General features: G+C 61.9%; 21 protein-coding genes. 12 read left to right on the forward strand and 9 right to left on the reverse strand.

The genetic code is table 11. The annotated features are described in order from the left end of the window. Positions 1–45: 45 nt before the first annotated feature. From yjgA to MRBLMS1_RS20995, 3 genes are all read left to right on the forward strand, one after another. Positions 46–645: a ribosome biogenesis factor YjgA gene (gene yjgA / locus MRBLMS1_RS20985; RefSeq protein ID WP_034746337.1), complete on the forward strand. Its 600-nt coding sequence runs from the start codon at positions 46–48 to the stop codon at positions 643–645. Between the two features lie 76 nt (positions 646–721). Further along, complete coding sequence (mog, locus tag MRBLMS1_RS20990; RefSeq protein WP_485881618.1) at positions 722–1,351, forward strand: molybdopterin adenylyltransferase; 630 nt, start codon at positions 722–724, stop codon at positions 1,349–1,351. Further along, on the forward strand, positions 1,348–2,016 hold the full coding sequence (locus MRBLMS1_RS20995) for an alpha/beta hydrolase (RefSeq protein ID WP_485881620.1): 669 nt from the start codon (positions 1,348–1,350) through the stop codon (positions 2,014–2,016). Before mog ends, MRBLMS1_RS20995 begins: the two co-directional genes overlap by 4 nt. 56 nt (positions 2,017–2,072) lie before the next feature. Here MRBLMS1_RS20995 and MRBLMS1_RS21000 read toward each other — a convergent pair whose 3' ends face one another. From MRBLMS1_RS21000 to MRBLMS1_RS21020, 5 genes are all read right to left on the reverse strand, one after another. After that, positions 2,073–3,626 carry a S1C family serine protease gene (locus tag MRBLMS1_RS21000; protein WP_485881622.1) on the reverse strand — a complete coding sequence of 518 codons (1,554 nt, stop codon included), beginning with the start codon at positions 3,624–3,626 and terminating at the stop codon, positions 2,073–2,075. A gap of 104 nt (positions 3,627–3,730) precedes the next feature. Continuing rightward, complete coding sequence (locus MRBLMS1_RS21005) at positions 3,731–4,297, reverse strand: carboxymuconolactone decarboxylase family protein (RefSeq protein WP_128141838.1); 567 nt, start codon at positions 4,295–4,297, stop codon at positions 3,731–3,733. Then, positions 4,297–5,145, reverse strand: coding sequence for a fumarylacetoacetate hydrolase family protein (locus MRBLMS1_RS21010; protein ID WP_485881625.1), 849 nt, complete (start codon positions 5,143–5,145; stop codon positions 4,297–4,299). Before MRBLMS1_RS21010 ends, MRBLMS1_RS21005 begins: the two co-directional genes overlap by 1 nt. Then, a complete protein-coding gene (locus tag MRBLMS1_RS21015) occupies positions 5,090–6,430 on the reverse strand; it encodes an MFS transporter (RefSeq protein WP_485881627.1) in 1,341 nt (446 codons plus the stop codon). Before MRBLMS1_RS21015 ends, MRBLMS1_RS21010 begins: the two co-directional genes overlap by 56 nt. A 2-nt stretch (positions 6,431–6,432) precedes the next feature. Next, positions 6,433–7,797, reverse strand: coding sequence for a KamA family radical SAM protein (locus MRBLMS1_RS21020; RefSeq protein ID WP_485881629.1), 1,365 nt, complete (start codon positions 7,795–7,797; stop codon positions 6,433–6,435). 282 nt (positions 7,798–8,079) lie between these two features. Here MRBLMS1_RS21020 and MRBLMS1_RS21025 point away from each other — a divergent pair, with 282 nt between their 5' ends. Further along, complete coding sequence (locus MRBLMS1_RS21025) at positions 8,080–8,538, forward strand: cache domain-containing protein (RefSeq protein ID WP_070301115.1); 459 nt, start codon at positions 8,080–8,082, stop codon at positions 8,536–8,538. A gap of 68 nt (positions 8,539–8,606) precedes the next feature. Further along, complete coding sequence (locus MRBLMS1_RS21030) at positions 8,607–10,301, forward strand: methyl-accepting chemotaxis protein (protein ID WP_485881632.1); 1,695 nt, start codon at positions 8,607–8,609, stop codon at positions 10,299–10,301. Here MRBLMS1_RS21030 and MRBLMS1_RS21035 read toward each other — a convergent pair. After that, entirely contained in the window at positions 10,298–10,876 is a 579-nt protein-coding gene (locus MRBLMS1_RS21035) for a DNA-3-methyladenine glycosylase (RefSeq protein ID WP_485881634.1), read from the reverse strand. The two genes, MRBLMS1_RS21030 and MRBLMS1_RS21035, sit on opposite strands and share 4 nt — an antisense overlap. Positions 10,877–11,165: 289 nt before the next feature. Here MRBLMS1_RS21035 and MRBLMS1_RS21040 point away from each other — a divergent pair, with 289 nt between their 5' ends. Both MRBLMS1_RS21040 and MRBLMS1_RS21045 read left to right on the forward strand, forming a co-directional pair. Continuing rightward, positions 11,166–12,032: an HDOD domain-containing protein gene (locus MRBLMS1_RS21040; RefSeq protein WP_070254599.1), complete on the forward strand. Its 867-nt coding sequence runs from the start codon at positions 11,166–11,168 to the stop codon at positions 12,030–12,032. 107 nt (positions 12,033–12,139) lie between these two features. Continuing rightward, positions 12,140–13,348 carry a hypothetical protein gene (locus MRBLMS1_RS21045; protein ID WP_485881637.1) on the forward strand — a complete coding sequence of 403 codons (1,209 nt, stop codon included), beginning with the start codon at positions 12,140–12,142 and terminating at the stop codon, positions 13,346–13,348. A 3-nt stretch (positions 13,349–13,351) separates the two neighbouring features. Here MRBLMS1_RS21045 and MRBLMS1_RS21050 read toward each other — a convergent pair whose 3' ends face one another. Beyond that, the gene (locus MRBLMS1_RS21050; protein WP_485881639.1) at positions 13,352–13,888 is read right to left on the reverse strand and encodes a DNA-deoxyinosine glycosylase; all 537 of its coding nucleotides are present in this window, start codon (positions 13,886–13,888) and stop codon (positions 13,352–13,354) included. Between the two features lie 93 nt (positions 13,889–13,981). On the opposite strand from MRBLMS1_RS21050, the gene MRBLMS1_RS21055 reads away from it, so the two are divergent. The 4 genes from MRBLMS1_RS21055 to MRBLMS1_RS21070 all read left to right on the forward strand — a co-directional run bounded on the left by MRBLMS1_RS21055 (position 13,982) and on the right by MRBLMS1_RS21070 (position 16,780). Continuing rightward, entirely contained in the window at positions 13,982–14,410 is a 429-nt protein-coding gene (locus tag MRBLMS1_RS21055; protein ID WP_139090676.1) for an Mpo1 family 2-hydroxy fatty acid dioxygenase, read from the forward strand. A 153-nt stretch (positions 14,411–14,563) separates the two neighbouring features. Beyond that, complete coding sequence (locus tag MRBLMS1_RS21060; RefSeq protein ID WP_034780449.1) at positions 14,564–15,013, forward strand: outer membrane lipoprotein; 450 nt, start codon at positions 14,564–14,566, stop codon at positions 15,011–15,013. A 319-nt stretch (positions 15,014–15,332) separates the two neighbouring features. Further along, a complete protein-coding gene (locus MRBLMS1_RS21065; protein WP_485881641.1) occupies positions 15,333–16,277 on the forward strand; it encodes a DMT family transporter in 945 nt (314 codons plus the stop codon). After that, positions 16,274–16,780: a GNAT family N-acetyltransferase gene (locus MRBLMS1_RS21070; protein WP_485881643.1), complete on the forward strand. Its 507-nt coding sequence runs from the start codon at positions 16,274–16,276 to the stop codon at positions 16,778–16,780. Before MRBLMS1_RS21065 ends, MRBLMS1_RS21070 begins: the two co-directional genes overlap by 4 nt. A 222-nt stretch (positions 16,781–17,002) precedes the next feature. On the opposite strand, the gene MRBLMS1_RS21075 is transcribed toward MRBLMS1_RS21070, so the two are convergent. Next, positions 17,003–17,140 (reverse strand): hypothetical protein, encoded by a 138-nt coding sequence (locus tag MRBLMS1_RS21075; protein ID WP_157808830.1) that lies wholly within the window; start codon positions 17,138–17,140, stop codon positions 17,003–17,005. 220 nt (positions 17,141–17,360) lie between these two features. On the opposite strand from MRBLMS1_RS21075, the gene MRBLMS1_RS21080 reads away from it, so the two are divergent. Further along, complete coding sequence (locus tag MRBLMS1_RS21080; RefSeq protein WP_034746290.1) at positions 17,361–17,540, forward strand: hypothetical protein; 180 nt, start codon at positions 17,361–17,363, stop codon at positions 17,538–17,540. A gap of 11 nt (positions 17,541–17,551) precedes the next feature. Here MRBLMS1_RS21080 and MRBLMS1_RS21085 read toward each other — a convergent pair whose 3' ends face one another. Then, the gene (locus MRBLMS1_RS21085; RefSeq protein ID WP_485881646.1) at positions 17,552–18,997 is read right to left on the reverse strand and encodes a glycine betaine ABC transporter substrate-binding protein; all 1,446 of its coding nucleotides are present in this window, start codon (positions 18,995–18,997) and stop codon (positions 17,552–17,554) included. Positions 18,998–19,000 lie beyond the last annotated feature (3 nt).

The following is a 19,000-nucleotide window of genomic DNA, read 5'->3' on the forward strand; positions in this document are numbered from 1 at the left end:
CAGTTTACAGGAGCGGTCCACAAGTCCTCTCCCGCCTTATATATCATGCCAAATCCAAACCGGGGAGCTTGCGGCTTCCAATCGACCGAATTCGAACAGGAATATGAACGTCCGTCGAAATCGGAACTCAAACGCCAGATGACCGTCCTGCAAAAGCTGGGCGAAGAACTCGTCAATGAAGCACGCGACCGCGTCAAGCGCGTCCCGATGCCGGAAGACGTGCGCGACGCCATTCTCGAATGCCAGCAAATCAAGGATCACGAAGGCCGCCGCCGCCAGCTGCAATACGTGGGCAAGAAGATGCGCACCCTGGATGAAGAAGAAGTTGCCGCCATCCAACGCACCATCGATAGCTGGAAAGGCTTGTCGAAAGCCGACACGGCCAATATGCACGCGATGGAACGCCGCCGCGACAAGCTGTTGACGGACGACAAGGCGTTGACCGTCTTGCTGTCGGAAAACCCGGAACTGGACGTGCAGCACCTGCGCACCCTGATCCGCAATGCCCGCAAGGAGCAGGCCGAGAACAAGCCGCCAAAAGCCTACCGTGAAATCTTCCAGATCTTGAAAGAGATCGCCAAGAAGAAAAACGGCGGCAAGAAAGATGCCGACGAAGATGACGTTGAAGGCGAAGACGACGAGTAAAAAACTGGGGTCTGACCCCAGCATTGACGAAAAACCGGGATCAGCCCGGTTTTTTTACGACATAGACAGGTGCCCCATGACCACGATAGAAGACGAATTGATTATCGGCCTCGTGTCGATCTCGGACCGCGCCAGCGGCGGCGTATATGAAGACCTGGGTATCCCCGCCCTGGAAAGCTGGCTGTCCGCCGCCATCCGCACGCCTTTCCGCCTGGAAAAGCGGTTGATCCCGGACGAGCGCTCGCAGATTGAAAACACCCTGATCGACATGGTCGACCTGAGCCACTGCCATCTGATCCTGACGACGGGCGGCACGGGGCCGGCGCGGCGCGACGTCACGCCGGACGCCACCTTGTCCGTGGGGACCAAGGAAATGCCCGGTTTCGGCGAACAGATGCGCCAGATCAGCCTGCAATTCGTGCCGACGGCGATCCTGTCGCGCCAGGTGGCCGTGATCCGCGAAACGCCCGAGCGCGCCGCCCTGATCATGAACTTGCCGGGCCAGCCGAAAGCCATCAAGGAAACCCTGGAAGGCTTGAAAGACGCCGCTGGCGTGCAACTGGTGAACGGCATCTTTGCCGCCGTGCCATATTGCATCGACCTCATCGGTGGCCCCTACATGGAAACCGATCCGGTCATCTGCAAGGCCTTCCGCCCCAAATCAGCGCTGCGTCCGGCGCAACCATTACCAGAGGAAAACACATGAGCAACTTGCTGGAAACCATAGAACTCGACAGCGCACCGAATCCTACCGTCGCCATCATCTGGATGCACGGCCTGGGTGCCGACGGCAACGACTTCGTTCCCCTGGTAAAAGAACTCGATTTGCGCGGCTGCCCCGCCATCCGCTTCATTTTCCCCAGCGCCGGCACCATGCCCGTCACCATCAACAACGGTTATGTGATGCGCGCCTGGTACGACATTCTCGTGAACGACCTCGTGCGCCGCGAAGATGAGGGCGGCTTGCGCGCCTCGCAGGCGCAGATCGAAGCGCTGATCGCGCGCGAAAAGGCGCGCGGCATTCCCGCCAGCCGCATCATCCTGGCAGGCTTCTCGCAAGGCTGCGCCATGACCTTGCAAACGGGCTTGCGCCACGCGGAACCGCTGGCCGGCCTGATGTGCCTGTCCGGCTATCTGCCGCTGGCCGACAAGACGGCAGCCGAGCGCACGCCGGCAAGCCTGCAGACGCCGGTCTTCATGGCGCACGGCACGGCCGACCCCGTGGTGCCGATCGGCCGCGCACAGCAGTCGCGCGACTTGCTCACCGGCATGGGTTACAAGGTGGAATGGCACGAGTACATGATGCAGCACTCGCTGTGCCAGGAAGAAATCGACGCCATCGGCGCGTGGCTGAAAAAAGTGCTGGCCTAAAATAAAACAGGCGCGGTGTGCGCCGCGCCTGTTGTCTTGCGGAACGCCGGGAACGATCAGTTCGCCGGCGTTTTTTCATTCCAGATTTTCAGCATGTCGGGCGACGCTTCCGAGCGGATGCCGTTGTCCGTCAGTATCGATTCCGTCGCTGCCAGCATGTCCTTGCGGGGCACGACGACCATTTCCGCATCGCGCTGCTGGAAACGGAAGGTCAGCAAGTCATCGGTCTGGTCGCGCAGCAAGGCCACCAGGTGCGCCAGGCTGCGCACGCGCACGCCATTGACGGAATCGACGACCGAGAAGAAACGGGTGCTGTAGCCATTCATCAGCTTGTGCGGGAAGAAGGGCGCGGCGATCACCACCAGCTCATCGCGCTCGCTATCGGGCGCATCGCCGCGCCGCGTCGCCAGCGGATTGCCGGCAAACGCCATGCCGCCCAGGATCGCCGGGTTGCCATTTGGCACCGCCATGAATTCCGTGGTGGCGCGCGAAAACACCATCGGGCCGAAGATGAAATAGGACGGGTAATTGCCCTGCAGCCCGGCGATCAGCATCGGATGCGCGGCCGAGACGGCTACCTTGATTTTCAGGGGTGCGCCCTGGCGCACCACCGTCAACGGCAATTCGCCGTCTTTCGCCAGCTGCTGCACGCGGTACTGGAAGCGCACGCGGCTGTTGGCATTCAGCTTGACCATGCCCTGGTTGTCGATGGGAAAATCGCCGATATGCGTGATGACATCCCACTCCTTGAGCGGATAGGCCGCATCCTTGCTGGCCGGCGACATCACGACGGCGCCCTCGACGCCCTTGGCCAGCTTCAGATAGGTGCGCAGCGCGGGGTTTTCCAGCGTTTGCGTCACGTCGCGCATGGCCGGCTTGCCCTTGGGTGCGCCACTTTCCTGGTCGCGCAGGAACAGCTCGATTTCCTCGTTGGGGATGATGTAGCCGATGTTTTGCGCATTGAGCATGCCGGCAAAGGCCAGGCCGATCATCTTGTCGCCGGCAATCACGGGGCCGCCGCTATTGCCCGGGTTGATGGCCGCATCGATCTGGATGCGCAGGCCGGAGACGGGGAAGTTGTAGCGCACGAATTCGATGCGCGAAACGATGCCCTTGGTGATCGACAGCGACGTGCCGCCCGTCGGATAGCCATACGCGAGCACGGCATCGCGCACGTCCGGCAAGACATTGGCGCGCGGCACGGCTTTGTGGCTGGCGAAAAAACTGTCGTCGTCGATTTTCAGCAAGGCCAGGTCCATGCCGCGCGAGATGGCCAGCACGGTCGCCGGAATCTTGTCGCCGGCGCCGTTGGCCTGGATCTGCACCTGGCTGGCATAGCCGACCACGTGCGCATTGGTGAGGATGCGACGGCCTTCGATGACGACGCCGGAACCCGTCACCTCTTGCGGCGCGGCCTTGCTCCACGGCTTGTACGGATCAGGTCCGCGCAGGGTGGAAAACACCTTGACGACGGAGTTTTCCAGGGCGGAAGCGCTGGCGCTGGCGGCCGTCTCGGCGGCAAGCGCACGCACCGTCATCAAGGGGCAAAAAGAAAGGGCCAGCGCCAGGAAGGCGCGGCCCATCAGGGTGAAGCACGGACGAGTTTTCATTGAGCTTGTTGGCAATGGAAGGGAAGTAAAATTATATATTGAATAATTGCAACTTCATTACACTTTGTCCATCTTTGCCGAAGAACTCCTCTACACTCCTCTCATCAGGCGGGCAAGGGCGGCACGCCCAACGCCGGTACGGCCGTCTGCGCCCCATTCATCACCATGGCCAGGAAGGTGTAGTAGCCATTGATGCCCATCAAGTCAACCACGCCGTGCTCGCCGAACAGCGCCAGCGCCCGCGCATAGGTAGCGTCGCTGATCCGCTTGTTCTGCTGCAGCTCGATGCAAAAGTCGTGCACGGCTTGCTCGTCTTCTTTCAGGGCAAGCGGCAAGCGCCGTTCCGCAATGGCGTCCACGGCTGCTTGCGCGATGCCGTTCTGCACGGCCAGCGGCGCGTGGATGGCCCACTCGACTCGCTGGTCCCACTGGCGCGCCGTCACGAGGATCGCCAGTTCCGACAACCGCGTGCCGATGGCGCTGCGGTAGCGCAAGTACTCTCCCATGCGCTGCGCCGTTTCCATCAGCTCGGGGCTGCGGATCAGCGGCACGAAGGGGCCGTACAGCGCCCCGCGCGGGCCATCGATGATGGCTTGCGCGGCCGCGCGCTGCTGCGGGTCCAGCTGGTCCAGCGGCAGCGGCGGCAAACGGTCGATATCGCAACCGGCCATCAGGCGGTCCAGGCGACCACGTCCTGCTGCTGTTCGCCGAGGCCGGCGATACCCAGGCGCATGCTGTCGCCTTTTTTCAGGAAGCGCTGCGGCTTGCGGCCCTGGCCTACGCCCGGCGGCGTGCCCGTGGCGATGACGTCGCCCGGTTCCAGGGTCATGAATTGCGACAAATAGCTGACGATCTGCGCCACCGTGAAGATCATGGTTTGCGTATTGCCGGTCTGCATGCGCTTGCCGTTGACTTCCAGGTACAGGTCAAGCTCCTGCTCGTCGATGACTTCATCGCGCGTCACCAGCCACGGGCCGACGGGGCCGAAGGTGTCGCAGCCCTTGCCCTTGTCCCACTGGCCGCCCCGTTCCAGCTGGAACGAGCGTTCGGAAATGTCGTTGACGACGCAATAGCCGGCCACGTATTTCAAGGCGTCCTCTTCGCTCACGTATTGCGCGCGCGTACCGATGATCACGCCCAATTCCACTTCCCAGTCCGTCTTTTTCGAGCCTTTTGGCAGCACGACATTGTCGTCCGGGCCATTCAGGCAAGTAATGGCCTTCATGAACACGATCGGTTCGGCGGGAATAGCCATGCCGGACTCGGCTGCGTGATCCGCATAATTGAGGCCGATGCCGATGAACTTGCCGACTTTCGCCAGCGGCACGCCGAAGCGTGGATTGCCGCGCACCAAAGGCAAGGTCTTTTCGTCGAGTTTGGCCAGCTTGCGCAGGGCCTTGTCGGACAGTTGTGCGCCGTCAATATCGGCAATCACGCCGGACAGGTCGCGCAGTTTGCCTTCTTCATCGATCAGGCCCGGTTTTTCCTTGCCTGGACGTCCATAACGAACGAGTTTCATAGTCTTCCTTGGAGTTGATCATTGCCGCTGTGCAGGCTGCCATTTTACCGGATGCCCCGGCACGCCTGTAGCGGTCTATGAAAAACATCGCAAGTCCCGGCAGTTGCAAGGCCGCCAGTACGCCAAACGCCGCCTGGTAGGCCTGCGGCGGATACTGCTGCTGGCTGTTCAGGGGCCAGCAGCCGAGGATCAGGCCAAAGCCCGCCTGCACCAGGAAGGCGCCCGTGAAAATGAGCAAATTCAGGCAGGTGGCCGCCCTGCCCGTCAGGCTGGCCGGCATGCTTTGCGCGACGATCGCATACTCGAGGCCCGTCACCGTGCCCAGCAAGGTAAACAGCACGGACAGCAAAGGCAGGCTGGGCGTCACATTGCAGGCCATCGCCACTTGCACGCCGACAAACAGGACGATGCCGGCGCCCGCCACCTGCATCGGTTCAATCGCGCGCCGCCCGGCCCACTCCGTCAGCATGCCCATGCCGATGGCGCCGAAGATGACGGCCGCCATGCCCAGGTACAACAAATACGCGACGTTATCGTCAGACAAGCCGCCCACGTCGGCCAGCCAGCGGCCTATCCACAAGCCCTGCACGCCAAAGAACACCGTGTGCGGCAGCAAGATCAGCGCGATGGTGCGGCGAAAACCAGGATCGCGGTACACGCTCCAGACGCTGACCTTGCTCTTGGCCGCGGCAGGCGCGGGCATGGCCGGCGACAGCAGGCGGATCAGCAAGGCTATGGCCAGCGCCGCCAGCGCCAGGCCCAGGAACACACCACGCCAATCCGTGTAATGCAGGACCCGCTTGACAGGCATGGTGGCCGTGGCCGCACCGAGGCCGCCCACGGCGATCAGATAGCCGTGCACGGACGGCAGGCGCGATGGGGCGATGGCGCACGAGACCGCTTTCACGGCGGCCATGAAACAGCCGCCCAGGCCCGCTCCCATCAAGGCGCGCGCCCACATCAGCTCGGCAAAGCTGTGGCCCCGGCTGAACAGCCATACGCCCAGGGCGGCCAGCGCCAGCAGCCACAGTTGCACCGCGCGGGGACCGTAGCGGTCGAGCGCCATGCCGATCGGCAGTTGCACCAGCGCAAAGGCGAGAAAAAAGGCACTGGTCAGCAGGCCCAGCTGGGCGGGTGTCAGGGCGATGGCGCCCAGCAACTCGGCCGTCAGCACGGCATTGACGCCGCGCAGCAGACACGACAGATAATGCCCGAGCGCGAACGGCAGGAATACCAGGCAAAACACGGCCACGCCGGAGCGGGCAGGCGCAACGGCCGCGTGCATGCTCAGGCGGCCTGTGCCAGGCGGATGATTTTATGCGGCAGCTGCGGCACGGGCTCATCCATTTCAAAGAAAAACTTGTCGTGGCCAAATGCCGGCTTCAAATGATCCAGCCACGTTGCTTCCGCATCGAACTTGGCATAAAACGGCCGGCGCACCCAGTCCGGGTTGCGCGCCTGCAAAAATTGCAAAGCAAACAGTTTTTCGCCATTGATGGTGACGATGCCGTCGATGACGACCTTGCCGGGGAAGGCGCTCATGGACGGTCCGCGCACCGTGCGCGACAGGCCCGACACCATCTGGTAGGCGGCCTGGAAAATCTCGTGCGCCTTTGCCAAGGGCAACTCGAAATAGCCGCGCGGACCCGTGTCCCGTTCGACGAACATGTAATACGGAATCGCCCCCAGGCGCGTGCCCGTCTGCCACAGCTCGGCCCAGCTTGCCGGGTCTTCGTTGATGTGACGGATCAGCGGCCCCTGCATGCGCAAGGTGGCGCCTGTGGAGACGATGCGTTTCACGGCTTGCTGGGCAATGTTCTGGCGCAACTCAACGGCATGGCTGTAATGGCCCATCACGGCCAGGTTCTTGCCCGCCTTGACGATGCGCTCGAACAGGCGCATCAAGTCATCCGCATCGCGGTCGGAGACGAAGCGCTGCGGCCAATACGCCACCGCCTTGGTGCCGATGCGAATGTTCTGGATGTGTTCCAGGCCCGGCGCCAGCAGCGGCTCCAGGTAGGCGGCCAGTTGCCGCGTGTTCATGATCATCGGGTCGCCGCCCGTGATCAGCACGTCCGTCACTTCCGGATGCAGTTTCAGGTAGGCAACCAGCTCATGCGACTCTCGCGCATCGAACTTCATGTCGTCCATGCCGACGAACTGGGGCCAGCGGAAGCAGAAAGTGCAATACGCGTGGCAGGTCTGGCCTGCGCTGGGGAAGAACAGCACTGTTTGCGCATATTTATGCTGCAGGCCGCGCACGGGCGCGTCGTTGACCCGGGGCACGTTATGCGTCATCTGGCCGGCCGGATGGGGATTCATGCCCAGACGCAAGCCATGCACATAGGCATCGATGGCCGCCTTGTCGCGCTGCACCAGCACCAGGTCGCGCAAGTGCGCGTACTGCTCGGGTGGCAGCATGTCGCGGTGGGGAAAGACGAGACGGTAGATGGGGTCGTCAGGGATGTTGTTCCAGTCGATCAGTTGATCGAGCACATATTCATTGGTGCGAAACGGCAAGACGTGCGACACCACTTGCACGGCTACACGCTGCTCTTCCGGCAGCCATTCCCACTGCCGCGCCTGCTGAATGGTTTGCCGCGTATACGGCTTGAACTTGGGTGAAAACGGCTCGGTAATGAGTGCGGACACGATCGGCTCCTTGCCTGTAAATAGCGATAACTGTCATGAAATCGGCCGTATATCGGCCAATCCCAGCCTTTTTCTCCCGCATGCCAAGCCACCCTGGCATGCTGTGAAAGTCATCATAATTCTTGCCGTTCGGAACTAAATTGCTGCATATCAACAAGCCGTCGATACGTTGCATGCTGCCTACAAGCAACACCTTAGTTTGTTCCAACGCAAGCTGAGACGAACTTCGGCGACGTAAATTACGTCTTGGCAACACTTCCATCGATATCACAAGGAGCTTTCATGAAACGCTTATTCACGGGTAGCCTGCTGTGCCTGGCATTTGCCGGCGGCAGCGTCAGTGCCGCGGTCGAACCAACGGAAAAAGATGCAATCGCCATGGCCGAACGGGGCGCCGCCTTCATGAAGGCGCATGGCAAGGAAGAAATGATGAAGAAAATCACGGCGAAAGACCCGGACTTCGTGCAGGGCTCGCTGTATGTGGACATGCGCGACATCAAGACGGGCATCGTGCTGGCCCACCCCATCAATCCTTCCATCGTGGGCAAGGATTTGACGGATGTGCCCGATGCGAACGGCAAGAAATATCGCCGTGAAATCATTGAGCTGGCACAAAAGCAGGGCAAGGGCTGGGTCGATTACCAGTACAAGAATCCCGTCAGCGGCAAGATCGAGCCGAAGACCACCTACATTCTGCGCGTCAATGATGTGGTGCTGGAAGCGGGCATCTACAAAAAATAAGACGGGGGCGGCGCGCACGCACGCCGTGCGCCGCCTGCGGTTTGAACAGCCATCGCCAGGAGTCAAGCATGCTCAATCAATTACGCATCGGACCAAAATTATTGCTGGCGCCCACCCTGGTCTTGCTGCTGCTGATACTCAGCTCGAGCGGCGCCTGGTATGGCATGGTGCGGCAAAATGCCTCGCTGGAAAACATGGTGCGGGTACGCATCACGCATTTGAAGGCGGCCGCCGACGTACTAGGAGAGGCCAAGCAGGTGCACGGCAATATGTACCAGTTGCTGTCGTGGACGAATGGCAGCTTCGCCAAGGCCCGCCTCGATACATTGGAGCAACAGATCAAGGCACGCCACGCGGCCATCGGCGCGCAGCTGGCCACGCTGCGCGCCACGGCCACGGGTGCCGAGCGCACCCTCGTCGATGCGGCCATCACGGCGCTGGCCGGCTATCGCAAGGCCGTGCTGGAAACCATGGAAATGGCGCAGATGGACCAGTCGATCGCCACCAATTCCATGCTCAAGGCGGAAACCCAATTCGTCCAGCTCAACACGCAGCTGGCGCAACTGTCGGCCCTGGAAACAAGCCTCAGCAGCGAGGCCCATGCGACGGCCAGCGCCGAGTTCCGCAGCCTGGGCTGGAGCTTGCTGCTGACGGTACTGCTGTCTATCCTCGTTTCCATCGTCGTGACCATGCTGGTGCGGCGTGCCATGCTGGTGGAAATCCGCGGTATTGCCGACGCCGTGCAAGACCTGGCGGCGGGCAAGCTGATGGCGGGCGCGCCCAAGCAGGGCAATGACGAAATCGCCGCCACGTCGCGCGTGCTGGACCAGACCATCGCCCACCTGAACCAGACCTTGCGCACCATCATGAACGCCGTGCAATCGATCGACACGGCCTCGCGCGAAATTGCCACCGGCAATCTGGATTTATCGGCGCGCACGGAAATGCAGGCCAGTTCGCTGGAAGAAACGTCGAGCGCCATGGAAGCACTGACGCAAGCCGTCAATGACAATGCCGACAACGCCCAGCTGGCCTGCGAGCTGGCGGGTCAAGCATCGACCCTGGCCGTGCAAGGGGGCGCGTCGATGCAGCAAGCGGTGACGACGATGGCGACGATACGCGCCAATTCGCGTCAGATCGTGGATATTATCGGTGTGATCGACGGTATTTCCTTCCAGACCAATATCCTCGCGCTGAACGCGGCAGTGGAAGCGGCGCGCGCGGGCGAACAGGGCCGCGGCTTTGCCGTCGTGGCGTCCGAAGTGCGCACCCTGGCGCAGCGCTCGGCCCAAGCGGCCAAAGAAATCAAGACCCTGATTGCCACCTCGGTCACCACCATCGATGGCGGCAGCGTGGCCGTGCAGCAAGCGGGCGACAGCATGGGCGCCATCGTGGCCTCGGTGCAGCAAGTCAATGAAATCATCCAGCGCGTGAAAGAAGCGAGCGCGGAGCAGGCGTCGGGCATCACGGAAGTGAACCAGGCCGTCACGCAAATGGATGACGTCACCCAGCAAAATGCGGCCCTCGTGGAACAGGCGGCGGCAGCGGCGGCCAGTTTGCAGGACCAGGCCGTCAAATTGTCGGCGGCCGTGGCCGTGTTCACCCTCGACCCGCTGGCGCCCGCGCAGCCCGCCTCGCCGGACGAGGAAACGTTCCGGCATCCGGCCAGTGCACAGCAGGAGCGGCGCGCACTGCATAGCCCGCTGCGCGGCATGCCCGGCTTGCACGGCGCAAACACGGCGCCACAGCGCCGGCGCAGCTAGCTGGCCGGCGCGCGCATCGGTTTGCTCAAGTGAGGCGAACCGGCCAGCACGAAGCGCCACGGCGTCTCCATCGCCTTGGAAATACCGATGCGCGGGCCAGCGTGTACCGTCACCTCTTCCTCGCGCGCCAGCAGCATGAATGGCGGCGCATCGAGCGCCAGCCGGTTGTGCATATGCGTGACACCGAGCGCCTGGCACACCTTGCCCGGCCCCGAGCACAGCAGCCGCGCATCCTCGACGCCGCGCCGTTCGCGCATGGCATCGAGCCCCAGGAGCGGTTCGATCGCCCGGATCAGCACGCCCGCCCCATGCCCCGCTTCGCGGCACACAAAGTTCAGGCACCAGTGGATGCCGTACGAGCGGTAGACATAGGCGTGCGCGGGCGGGCCGAACATGGCCGCATTGCGCGGCGTCATCCCACCATACGTGTGCGAAGCCGGGTCCAGCCGGTCATACGCTTCCGTTTCCACGATGCGCCCGCCCACACCGTCGACCAGCACGGTCACGCCGATCAGCTGGCGCGCCACGCTGCTGGAATCATCCGCAAAATCGATACCCGCGAGGATTTTTTTCATCGGGCAATTGTACCGCTGCGCATCGCGCCACACGCCTCGCTTCGTCTTGAAAACAAATAAAACTTGACCTTTCCATCACAAATATCGCGATGAGCAGCGTCGTAAAATGACGAAAATCGCAGCTGGAGCAGGCCCAAACGGGGATTTTTGCGACAAAATATTGCAGAGATGAACTATTGCCGCGCATAAACAGCGATAATCGTCGGGCACTGCGCCAGACGCTCATGCAGCGGGCAGCGGCAGCGCGCACAGAATAAGCACCGGGCACAAAAATGATGATGAAAGCGTAATGATGAGAGCGGCAGCGCAAAAGCAGGTAGTGCAGGAAGATCCGGTTGACGCCCTGATGCGTTCCATCCGTATCCCGCCGCGTCCCAGCCTGCTGGTCGACTTGCAGCGCGAACTGGCGGAACAAGACCCGTCGCCGCGCCGCATCGCGCGCATCATCGCCGATGACGTCGGCATGTCCGGCGCCCTGCTGAAATTGGCCAATTCGCCATTCTATGGCGCCGCGCGCAAGGCCAAGTCCGTCGAGCAAGGCATCAACTTTCTTGGGATCAACCAGTGCAGCGCCATGATGACGGGCTTGCTGGCACGCCAGGCGCTGGAAGCGGAAGGCGTGGAACTGACCAACTTCTGGGATGTGTCGGCCAAGCGCGCGCGCGCCCTGGTATTTACCTCGCGCAAGCTGCGCATCGCCCCGCCCGACATCGCCCACACCTTCGGCCTGTTCTGCGACATCGGCGTGCCCCTGCTGATGAACCGCTTCCCCGACTACGTCAACACGTACGCGGCGGCGGCCAACGATGCGCACAATTGTTTTACGACACTGGAAGACGCGCGCCACCAGACCAACCACGCGGCCATCGGCTGCCTGCTGGCGCGCAACTGGGGCCTGTCCTCCGACGTCTCCTGGGCGATTTTGCATCACCACGACTACACGGTGCTGGCCGACCCGTCCACGGACGACGCCATCCGCTCGCTCGTCGCCCTGTCGCTGCTGGCCGAAAAGGGCATTCAGCGCTACCATGGCAACAGTACTTCGCTCGAGTGGGACAAGGGTGGCGAACTTGCCTGCCAGCATCTCGGCCTGTCGCAGGAAGAAGCCGCCGACCTGCTCGACGAATTGCACGAGATGTTCGATACCGACCATTGAGGTATCAGGCGGCCGCGGCCGCCTGTATGATCTGTCCCGGCGCCTGGCCTGAGCCATGGCGCCCGTTCCCGTTTGCCTGACCCGTATTTCTTAACCTGTTGATCGCCATGCCCAAAAATAAGCGCCCTGTCCTCCGTAAATCCGCCAACACGCCTGAAGACAAGGATGAATCCGTCACGCGCATGCTGTGCACGATGGCCCTGAACCTGGCGGAGCAGGAAGACAGCGAATCGCAGGGCACGGTGCTGGCCGAGCAAGCCGTCGAGTTTGGCCGCCTGATCCGCAAGGCCTTGAATCAAAAGAAGGATGAAATCCTGTACGACGCCATCGAGCGCGCCAAGTACGAAGACGTGGGCGCCTACCAGTACCTGCGCAGCCACATCGAGGAAGCGGCATCCATTTCCGTGATCCGCCGCGACAATGCCCCGGCCATGGAAATCAACGCCTTCGTCGTGCCCCTGCTGGTGCAAAGCACGGGCGGCTTGAAGGAAGCGGACAGCTTCCAGGACCAGGACGCTTTCGAAGCGCTGGTGAAAAGTTTCCAGCAGGCAGAACTGGAAAGCGCCAAGGCCAAGGTGGTCCTGATGAGCCATGCCTACGACCTCGACGAGATCGATCGCATCACCTATAGCCATCTGCACGAGATGGTGCGCGATGCGTATAGCTCGATGACGGACAAGAAGATCGTCGCCACGCCGGGACTGGAAAGCAGCATCGTCGGCTGGAGCGAGACGGCCTTCGGCCCGCAGGACACGGCCGTCGAACTGCGCTTCCTGCTGGGCTTTGCCTTGAAACGCGTGGACGACCCGTTCTATGCGGAACCGAAGGACGAAGCGGCGCTCGACGCCTGGTTCGATGCGCGCATGGCCCGCTACCAGCAGTGGACAACGGAAGTCGGCGAGCTCGTCAAGCGTTGCCTGGCGCCGGCCGGCAGCGCCCTGGAAGTGAGCTTCCTCTACCAGGATCTGTTCCACGGCGGCAAAGAACAAGGCATGAGCGAGTACGCGATGCTGCAGATGATGTCCGGCATCAACCACGCATTGGCGGAAAACAAGGTAGACGCCGGCGACGTCTCCGTGGTCGTCGGCCCGGCCGATGAACATGGCGAAATGTTGTTGCGTGTCAATGTCAGCACGGCGAACGGCCAACTATTGCACAGCGCCGACAAGCCGCTGGACCTGGCCGCCGACCTGCAGGACGAAGTCGACGACATCTGCGACGCGCTGGCCACCATCGGCGTGACGCAACTGTCCGTGGCGCTGAAATTCGATGCCAAGGGACAGCCGCTGGAAGCGCAGCCATACGCGCCGGCGTAAGCTTTACAAGGGCTGTAGTGTTTTCCACTGCAGCAACTTGGCGCCATACGCGAGCGTGTAAGCCGGGCTGCTCGACGGCAAGCTGACGATGCGGTAGCGCTGCGCGTGTTCGCCCAGCACCTTGATGCCCAGCTTCGCGGCCGTGCCACCGTTGAAGGCGATCGTCTGCAGCTGCGGCAGGCTGGCTGCCAGGGCCACCAGGTCGTTGTCGTCACGGGCGCGGATATTGCTGTCCAGGCTGCCCGTGCGCTGCGCCTGCGCCACCACATCCCACAGGCCCACGCCATGCGCCAACAAGGTCGCCAGACGTTCCTCATAGGGCTGGCTTTTCAAATCTACCCCCAGCACCTCGCCCAGCAGCATCCAGAACCTGTTTTGCGGATGCGCATAGTACTGGCTGTGCGCCAGCGATTTTTCGCCGGGCAGGCTGCCCAGTATCAGCAAGCGCGTGCCGGCGTCGACGACGGGATCGAAACAGCGCTTGCGCGCATCTGCGGCTTGCTCTGGCAGGATGACTGGGCTATTGACTGGGCTATTCAATGGGCGGTCCGGAAGGGAAAACGAAGGACCATTTTACCCGGCCACGCGACGGTGTAGAATTCCCGCACAACCTTCCTGCCCACGAGACCGCCCATGCGCACCATCGACACCCTGCTGGCTCAGTATGGCGAAAGCCACCGCAATCACGTCAATGAATGGGTGCACATCGTGTGCGTGCCGCTGATCGTTTTCAGCCTGCTGGGGCTGCTGTGGAGCGTGCATCCCAGCGTGGCGCTGCTCGGCAGTGTTCTGGCCTTATACTATTATTACAAGCTGTCGCGCCCGTTTGCGGCGGGCATGCTGGCGATGCTGGCCGCCATGCTGGGCCTGCTGTTGCTCATGCCGCCGCTGACCATCCTGCCCGTGTCGCTGGCGCTGTTCGTGCTGGCCTGGATAGGCCAGTTCATCGGCCACCAGATCGAAGGCAAGAAACCGTCGTTCCTCGACGACTTGCGCTTTTTGCTGGTGGGGCCGCTGTTCGTGCTGGGATTTTTGTACCGGCGCCTGCGGCTGGCGTATTGAGCGGCAAACGGTCACGTGGTTCGGTGGTTACGTGGGGCCGGTAACAGATTTTTACTATTCGCAACTAGGTATCTGCAGCAAGTGTCCTTATGATAAGTCATCATCTGCCGGTCGACGCAATCGGCAACCAACTTTTGTCCAAGGGAGTTCCACATGAAAGCACCAATTATTGCAGTGGCATTGCTCGCCACCCTGGCCGGCTGCGCCGTACAACCGAACTCGGCAAATGTCTACAACGCGCGCCAGGCGCAGAATGAACAATCGGTCCGCATGGGTACGGTTGAATCCGTACGCCAGGTGACCATCGACAAGGGCGAAACGGGCACGGGCGTGCTGGCAGGCGCGGCGCTGGGCGGCGTGGCCGGCTCGACAGTCGGTGGCGGCAAGGGCGCCATCGCGGCCAGCATCCTCGGCGCCGTCGCTGGCGGCATGGCCGGCAAGAGCATCGAAGCGAATGCCTCGAACAAGCCCGGCCTGGAAATCACCGTGCGCCTGGACAATGGCGACATGCGCGCCATCGTGCAAGATGCCGACGAGCTGTTCCGCCCGGGCGAGCGTGTGCGCCTGCTGTCGGACGGCCGCAAGACCCGCGTCACGCACTGATCCGCTTGCCGGCGCAGGCGCTCAGCCGAATGCGCCGGCAGCGAGCAAGACTGAAGGGTGCAGCCAGATGGCAATCGCAGCCGTCACGACGACATACACAAGTACGCTCCATACTTTGATCTGCAGTGAGGCTGACATGGCGCTCCCCTTTCAAAGATGCAATCCGGAAAATATTTACTTGATAATAAAGTAAATATTTTCATAAATTCAATATTTTCCAGAAGCACTGCGCTGGCTCAATCCCGGCTGTCTCCTGACGGCACATTGAGCAAACTCGACCGCACTCGCCATCCCCGCGCGATGCCCGTATACTTGCGCGATGTCATCTCCTCTCCTGTTCATCATTGCCTGCCTGATCTGGGGCTCCACCTTCTGGGCCATCACCTTGCAGCTGGGCGACGTCGCCCCCGCCGTTTCCGTGGTCTACCGCTTCGGTCTCGCGTCCGCCACCCTGTTTGCCTGGTGCGCCGTGCGCGGCGACCGCCTGCGTCTGCCGTGGCGCGCGCAAAAATGGATGCTGCTGCAAGGCCTGGCCTCGTTTGCCCTCAGCTATGTGTGCACCTACAGCTCGGAGCAATACCTGGTATCGGCCCTCGTCAGCGTGCTGTTCGCGCTGATGGTGTTCTGGACGCCGTTGCTCAACCGCATCGCCTTCGGCACACCGATCACCTTGAGCACCTGCTGCGCGGCATTCGTCGCCATCTGCGGCATCGTGCTGCTGTTTTACCAGTCCATCGGCGCGGCGCTGCAAGATATTCTGGGCGGCGGCAATGGCCATTTTCTGCTGGGCTTTATCCTGGCGCTGGTGGCTACCGTGTCGAGCACGGCAGGCAATGCCCTCGTCATGAAAGTGCGCGAACATTCGGGCAACGTGATGCTGACCATGGCCTGGACCATGCTGTGGGGCACCTTGATGGTGGCCGCCTGGGCCATCGCCACGGGCCAGTCCTGGCAGCTGCCCACGCGCCCCAGTTACTGGATGGGATTGGTGTACCTGGCCATCTTCGGCTCGGTGATCGCCTTCAGCGCGTATTTCACGTTAATCGCCCGCATCGGCACGCAAAAGACCGTGTATATCGGCGTCGTCACGCCCGTCATTTCCGTGCTGCTGTCGGTACAATTCGAACACTACCGGCCCGCAGCCATCGAATGGGTGGGCATGGTGCTGTGCCTGTCCAGCGTGGCCTGGGCCCTGACGTCGGGCGCGCGCAAGACGAATACCATTGCTTCCCTTTCCACCACTCCATCAGCAAAGGCAACATGAGCACCTCTTCCTCCCTCGCCATCCGTCCCGCAGCCGCATCCGACGTGGCCGCCATCTTCGGCATGATCCACGAACTGGCCGTGTTTGAAAAACTCGAACACATGATGATCGCCAAGGAATCCATGTTGCACGACAGCCTGTTCGGCGCCCATCCCGCATGCGAAGCGCTGGTCGGCGAGGAAAATGGTGAAGTAGTGACCTTCGCCCTGTTCTTCCATAATTTTTCCACCTTCCTGTGCCGCAAGGGACTGTACCTGGAAGACCTGTACGTGAAGCAATCGATGCGCGGCAAGGGTTATGGAAAACAGATGCTCGTGGCGCTGGCGCAACTGGCCGTCGAACGCGATTGCGGCCGCTTCGAATGGTCGGTGCTGGACTGGAATGAAAATGCGATCAACTTCTACAAGGGCATGGGCGCGGACGTGATGCCGGACTGGCGCATCTGCCGGGTCGCTGGCGATGCCTTGATGCAATTGTCGGCAGGCACGCCAACATCGGCCTGATGGGGGAACTGTCAGCGCAAGTTCCAAAAAAAATCCCCGCGGGCTAGCGGCACCGCGGGGCAGAACCCATTGTCAAGTGGGAGGGGGAGAATGCAATCAACGGTTATCAATATAAACGCTGCCGCTTGCGATGGCGCAGACCTTTACATTTGCTTACCGGGCCTTACATTTGACTTAAATCCGCTAACCAAGTGTCACCCAGTGTCGCCCGGATGCCACTGATTATTTCCGTGGTTCAATCAATGTGCCGTGCAAGCCAATATGTTGTTGCGCAACCCCACTGCCACCCTGCGATTTTCTATAGATTTGATACACTGTCAGGCAGGCGATGCAGCCAGCAACCACGGCAAAAATGACCATGCGACGCTCCTTGAGTATGCTTGAGGGAATCAGGCCTGCGGCTGATGATGACCAGGCGAACAGGGAAATTCAGTGTGGCATCTTCGGCCTGGGGGACATTGCGGAAGATCAAACGCGCCAAAGTGACGGCACGCTGGCGTTTGATGCGACGCAAAATGGCGGCAATGCGCTCACACACAATGAACGAATCAATGAACGAATCGCATACGGGAGCCACATCATGAATGTTTCTGCCAAACCGCTCGTCATGAAAATCTACCGCGCCTACCTGCGCTCCCGCCTGGAGCGCTACACACGCGACTTGCAAGCCATCGCCGAACAGCGCGAAAACGACTTCCAGGCCGAACGCATCCTGCACCAGGCCGTCGTCTCGGTGCGCTCCAAACTGCACTCGCTGTAACCGTGATGCCGTCAGCGCTGCCGGCCGGCCACGGCCCAGCGCTCCACCAGCTCGAACAAGCCTTGCGTCAACAGGGCCAGCACGGCTGCGGGGATCGCGCCGGCCAGCAGCATGTCGTTGTCATTGAGCGCCAGGCCGATGGTGATGCGTTCGCCATAGCCGCCCGCGCCGATAAAGGCGGCGATGGTGGCCGTGCCCACGCTCATCACGGCCGCCGTTTTCACGCCCGCCAGCATCACGGGCAAGGCCAGGGGCAAGTCCACGTGCAGCAGGCGGTCGCGCCGGCTCAAGCCCAGCGCCAGCGCCGCCATGCGCAAGCCTTGCGGCACCTGCAAGATGCCCGTGCACGTGTTGCGCACGATGGGCAGCAGCGCGTACACGAATAGCGCCACCAGCGCCGGCACGGTGCCGATCATGCCCAGCACCGGGATCAATATCGCCAGCAAGGCCAGAGAAGGCACCGTCTGCAGCACGCCGACGAAGGCCAGCACCGTTTGCCGCAGCGGCGCTGAAAACGCCGCCAGCACGCCCAGCGGAATGCCGATCAGACATGCCAAAGCCACCGACAACAATACCAGGGTCACATGCTGGCGCGTCAGGGTCCACAAGTCGTCGCCGATAATTTTATCGAGCAGCTTGCCGCGCGCGGCGGCCGGTTGATTCGCCTGCGTGCCGGAAGCCAGCCACTGGCGCGCCACGTCGGAAAAACGCTTGCCGTCGATTTCCACGGCCGCATTCATGGCGATCATGTCGCTCTCGCTGATGCGTCCCTGCAACCCTTGCAACGCCAGCCAGGCGGCGGGGAAACGCTTCGGCACGTCGAGCCGGTACAGGAGCATGGCGTCATAGCGGGGAAAATACTGCTGCGTGTCGGCCAGCACACGCAAGCCGTACTGGCGTATCTTCGCATCCGTCGAATAGATGTCGATCACATCGACCTGGCGCTGCGCCAGCGCTTCATAGGCGATGCCGTGATCGAGGCCGCGCGGGCGCTGCGGCAAGCCATAACGCGTGGCCAGGCCTGGCCAGCCGTCGACCCGGCCGATGAATTCATGCGACAGGCCGAATTTCAGGGCCGGGTGCTGGGCCAGCTGCGCCAGGCTGGCGATGGATTTTTCATCAGCGCGCACGGCCAGCGCATACGTATTGTTAAAGCCCAGCGGCACGGCCACGCCCAGTCCCAGCGCCGCCAGCTCGCGCCGCATCTGCGCCAGGTCGATGGCTTTGTCGTGCTTGAGGATTTCGCTGCCGATGGTGCCCATGTATTCGGCATACACGTCGATGCTGCCCGCCTGCAGCGCGGCCAGCACGATGGCCGTGTTGCCCAGGCCCTGGCGGTGCTGCGCCTTGACGTGCGGCGCGGCGCTCTGCTGGAGGATTTCGCCGAGGATGTACGATTCCGTGAAGCGCTTCGAGCCCACCTTCAAGGTGCCACCATCCTGGGCAAGGGAGGACATGGG

Origin of the sequence: Massilia sp. LMS1-1-1.1 (genome assembly GCF_040815535.1) — a bacterium.
Taxonomy (GTDB): Bacteria; Pseudomonadota; Gammaproteobacteria; order Burkholderiales; family Burkholderiaceae_D; genus Janthinobacterium; species Janthinobacterium aestuarii.

What these genes read in the sequence shown, in the direction of transcription:
- MRBLMS1_RS21015 (WP_485881627.1), bottom strand. Translation starts at nt 6,430, where the DNA reads ATGCACGCGGCCGTTGCGCCTGCCCGCTCCGGCGTGGCCGTGTTTTGC.
- MRBLMS1_RS20995 (WP_485881620.1), top strand. Translation starts at nt 1,348, where the DNA reads ATGAGCAACTTGCTGGAAACCATAGAACTCGACAGCGCACCGAATCCT.
- yjgA (WP_034746337.1), top strand. Translation starts at nt 46, where the DNA reads ATGCCAAATCCAAACCGGGGAGCTTGCGGCTTCCAATCGACCGAATTC.
- MRBLMS1_RS21005 (WP_128141838.1), bottom strand. Translation starts at nt 4,297, where the DNA reads ATGGCCGGTTGCGATATCGACCGTTTGCCGCCGCTGCCGCTGGACCAG.
- MRBLMS1_RS21075 (WP_157808830.1), bottom strand. Translation starts at nt 17,140, where the DNA reads ATGGTCATTTTTGCCGTGGTTGCTGGCTGCATCGCCTGCCTGACAGTG.
- MRBLMS1_RS21065 (WP_485881641.1), top strand. Translation starts at nt 15,333, where the DNA reads ATGTCATCTCCTCTCCTGTTCATCATTGCCTGCCTGATCTGGGGCTCC.
- MRBLMS1_RS21000 (WP_485881622.1), bottom strand. Translation starts at nt 3,626, where the DNA reads ATGAAAACTCGTCCGTGCTTCACCCTGATGGGCCGCGCCTTCCTGGCG.
- MRBLMS1_RS21080 (WP_034746290.1), top strand. Translation starts at nt 17,361, where the DNA reads ATGAATGTTTCTGCCAAACCGCTCGTCATGAAAATCTACCGCGCCTAC.
- MRBLMS1_RS21030 (WP_485881632.1), top strand. Translation starts at nt 8,607, where the DNA reads ATGCTCAATCAATTACGCATCGGACCAAAATTATTGCTGGCGCCCACC.
- MRBLMS1_RS21035 (WP_485881634.1), bottom strand. Translation starts at nt 10,876, where the DNA reads ATGAAAAAAATCCTCGCGGGTATCGATTTTGCGGATGATTCCAGCAGC.
- mog (WP_485881618.1), top strand. Translation starts at nt 722, where the DNA reads ATGACCACGATAGAAGACGAATTGATTATCGGCCTCGTGTCGATCTCG.
- MRBLMS1_RS21010 (WP_485881625.1), bottom strand. Translation starts at nt 5,145, where the DNA reads ATGAAACTCGTTCGTTATGGACGTCCAGGCAAGGAAAAACCGGGCCTG.
- MRBLMS1_RS21085 (WP_485881646.1), bottom strand. Translation starts at nt 18,997, where the DNA reads ATGTCCTCCCTTGCCCAGGATGGTGGCACCTTGAAGGTGGGCTCGAAG.
- MRBLMS1_RS21070 (WP_485881643.1), top strand. Translation starts at nt 16,274, where the DNA reads ATGAGCACCTCTTCCTCCCTCGCCATCCGTCCCGCAGCCGCATCCGAC.
- MRBLMS1_RS21060 (WP_034780449.1), top strand. Translation starts at nt 14,564, where the DNA reads ATGAAAGCACCAATTATTGCAGTGGCATTGCTCGCCACCCTGGCCGGC.
- MRBLMS1_RS21040 (WP_070254599.1), top strand. Translation starts at nt 11,166, where the DNA reads ATGATGAGAGCGGCAGCGCAAAAGCAGGTAGTGCAGGAAGATCCGGTT.
- MRBLMS1_RS21055 (WP_139090676.1), top strand. Translation starts at nt 13,982, where the DNA reads ATGCGCACCATCGACACCCTGCTGGCTCAGTATGGCGAAAGCCACCGC.
- MRBLMS1_RS21045 (WP_485881637.1), top strand. Translation starts at nt 12,140, where the DNA reads ATGCCCAAAAATAAGCGCCCTGTCCTCCGTAAATCCGCCAACACGCCT.
- MRBLMS1_RS21025 (WP_070301115.1), top strand. Translation starts at nt 8,080, where the DNA reads ATGAAACGCTTATTCACGGGTAGCCTGCTGTGCCTGGCATTTGCCGGC.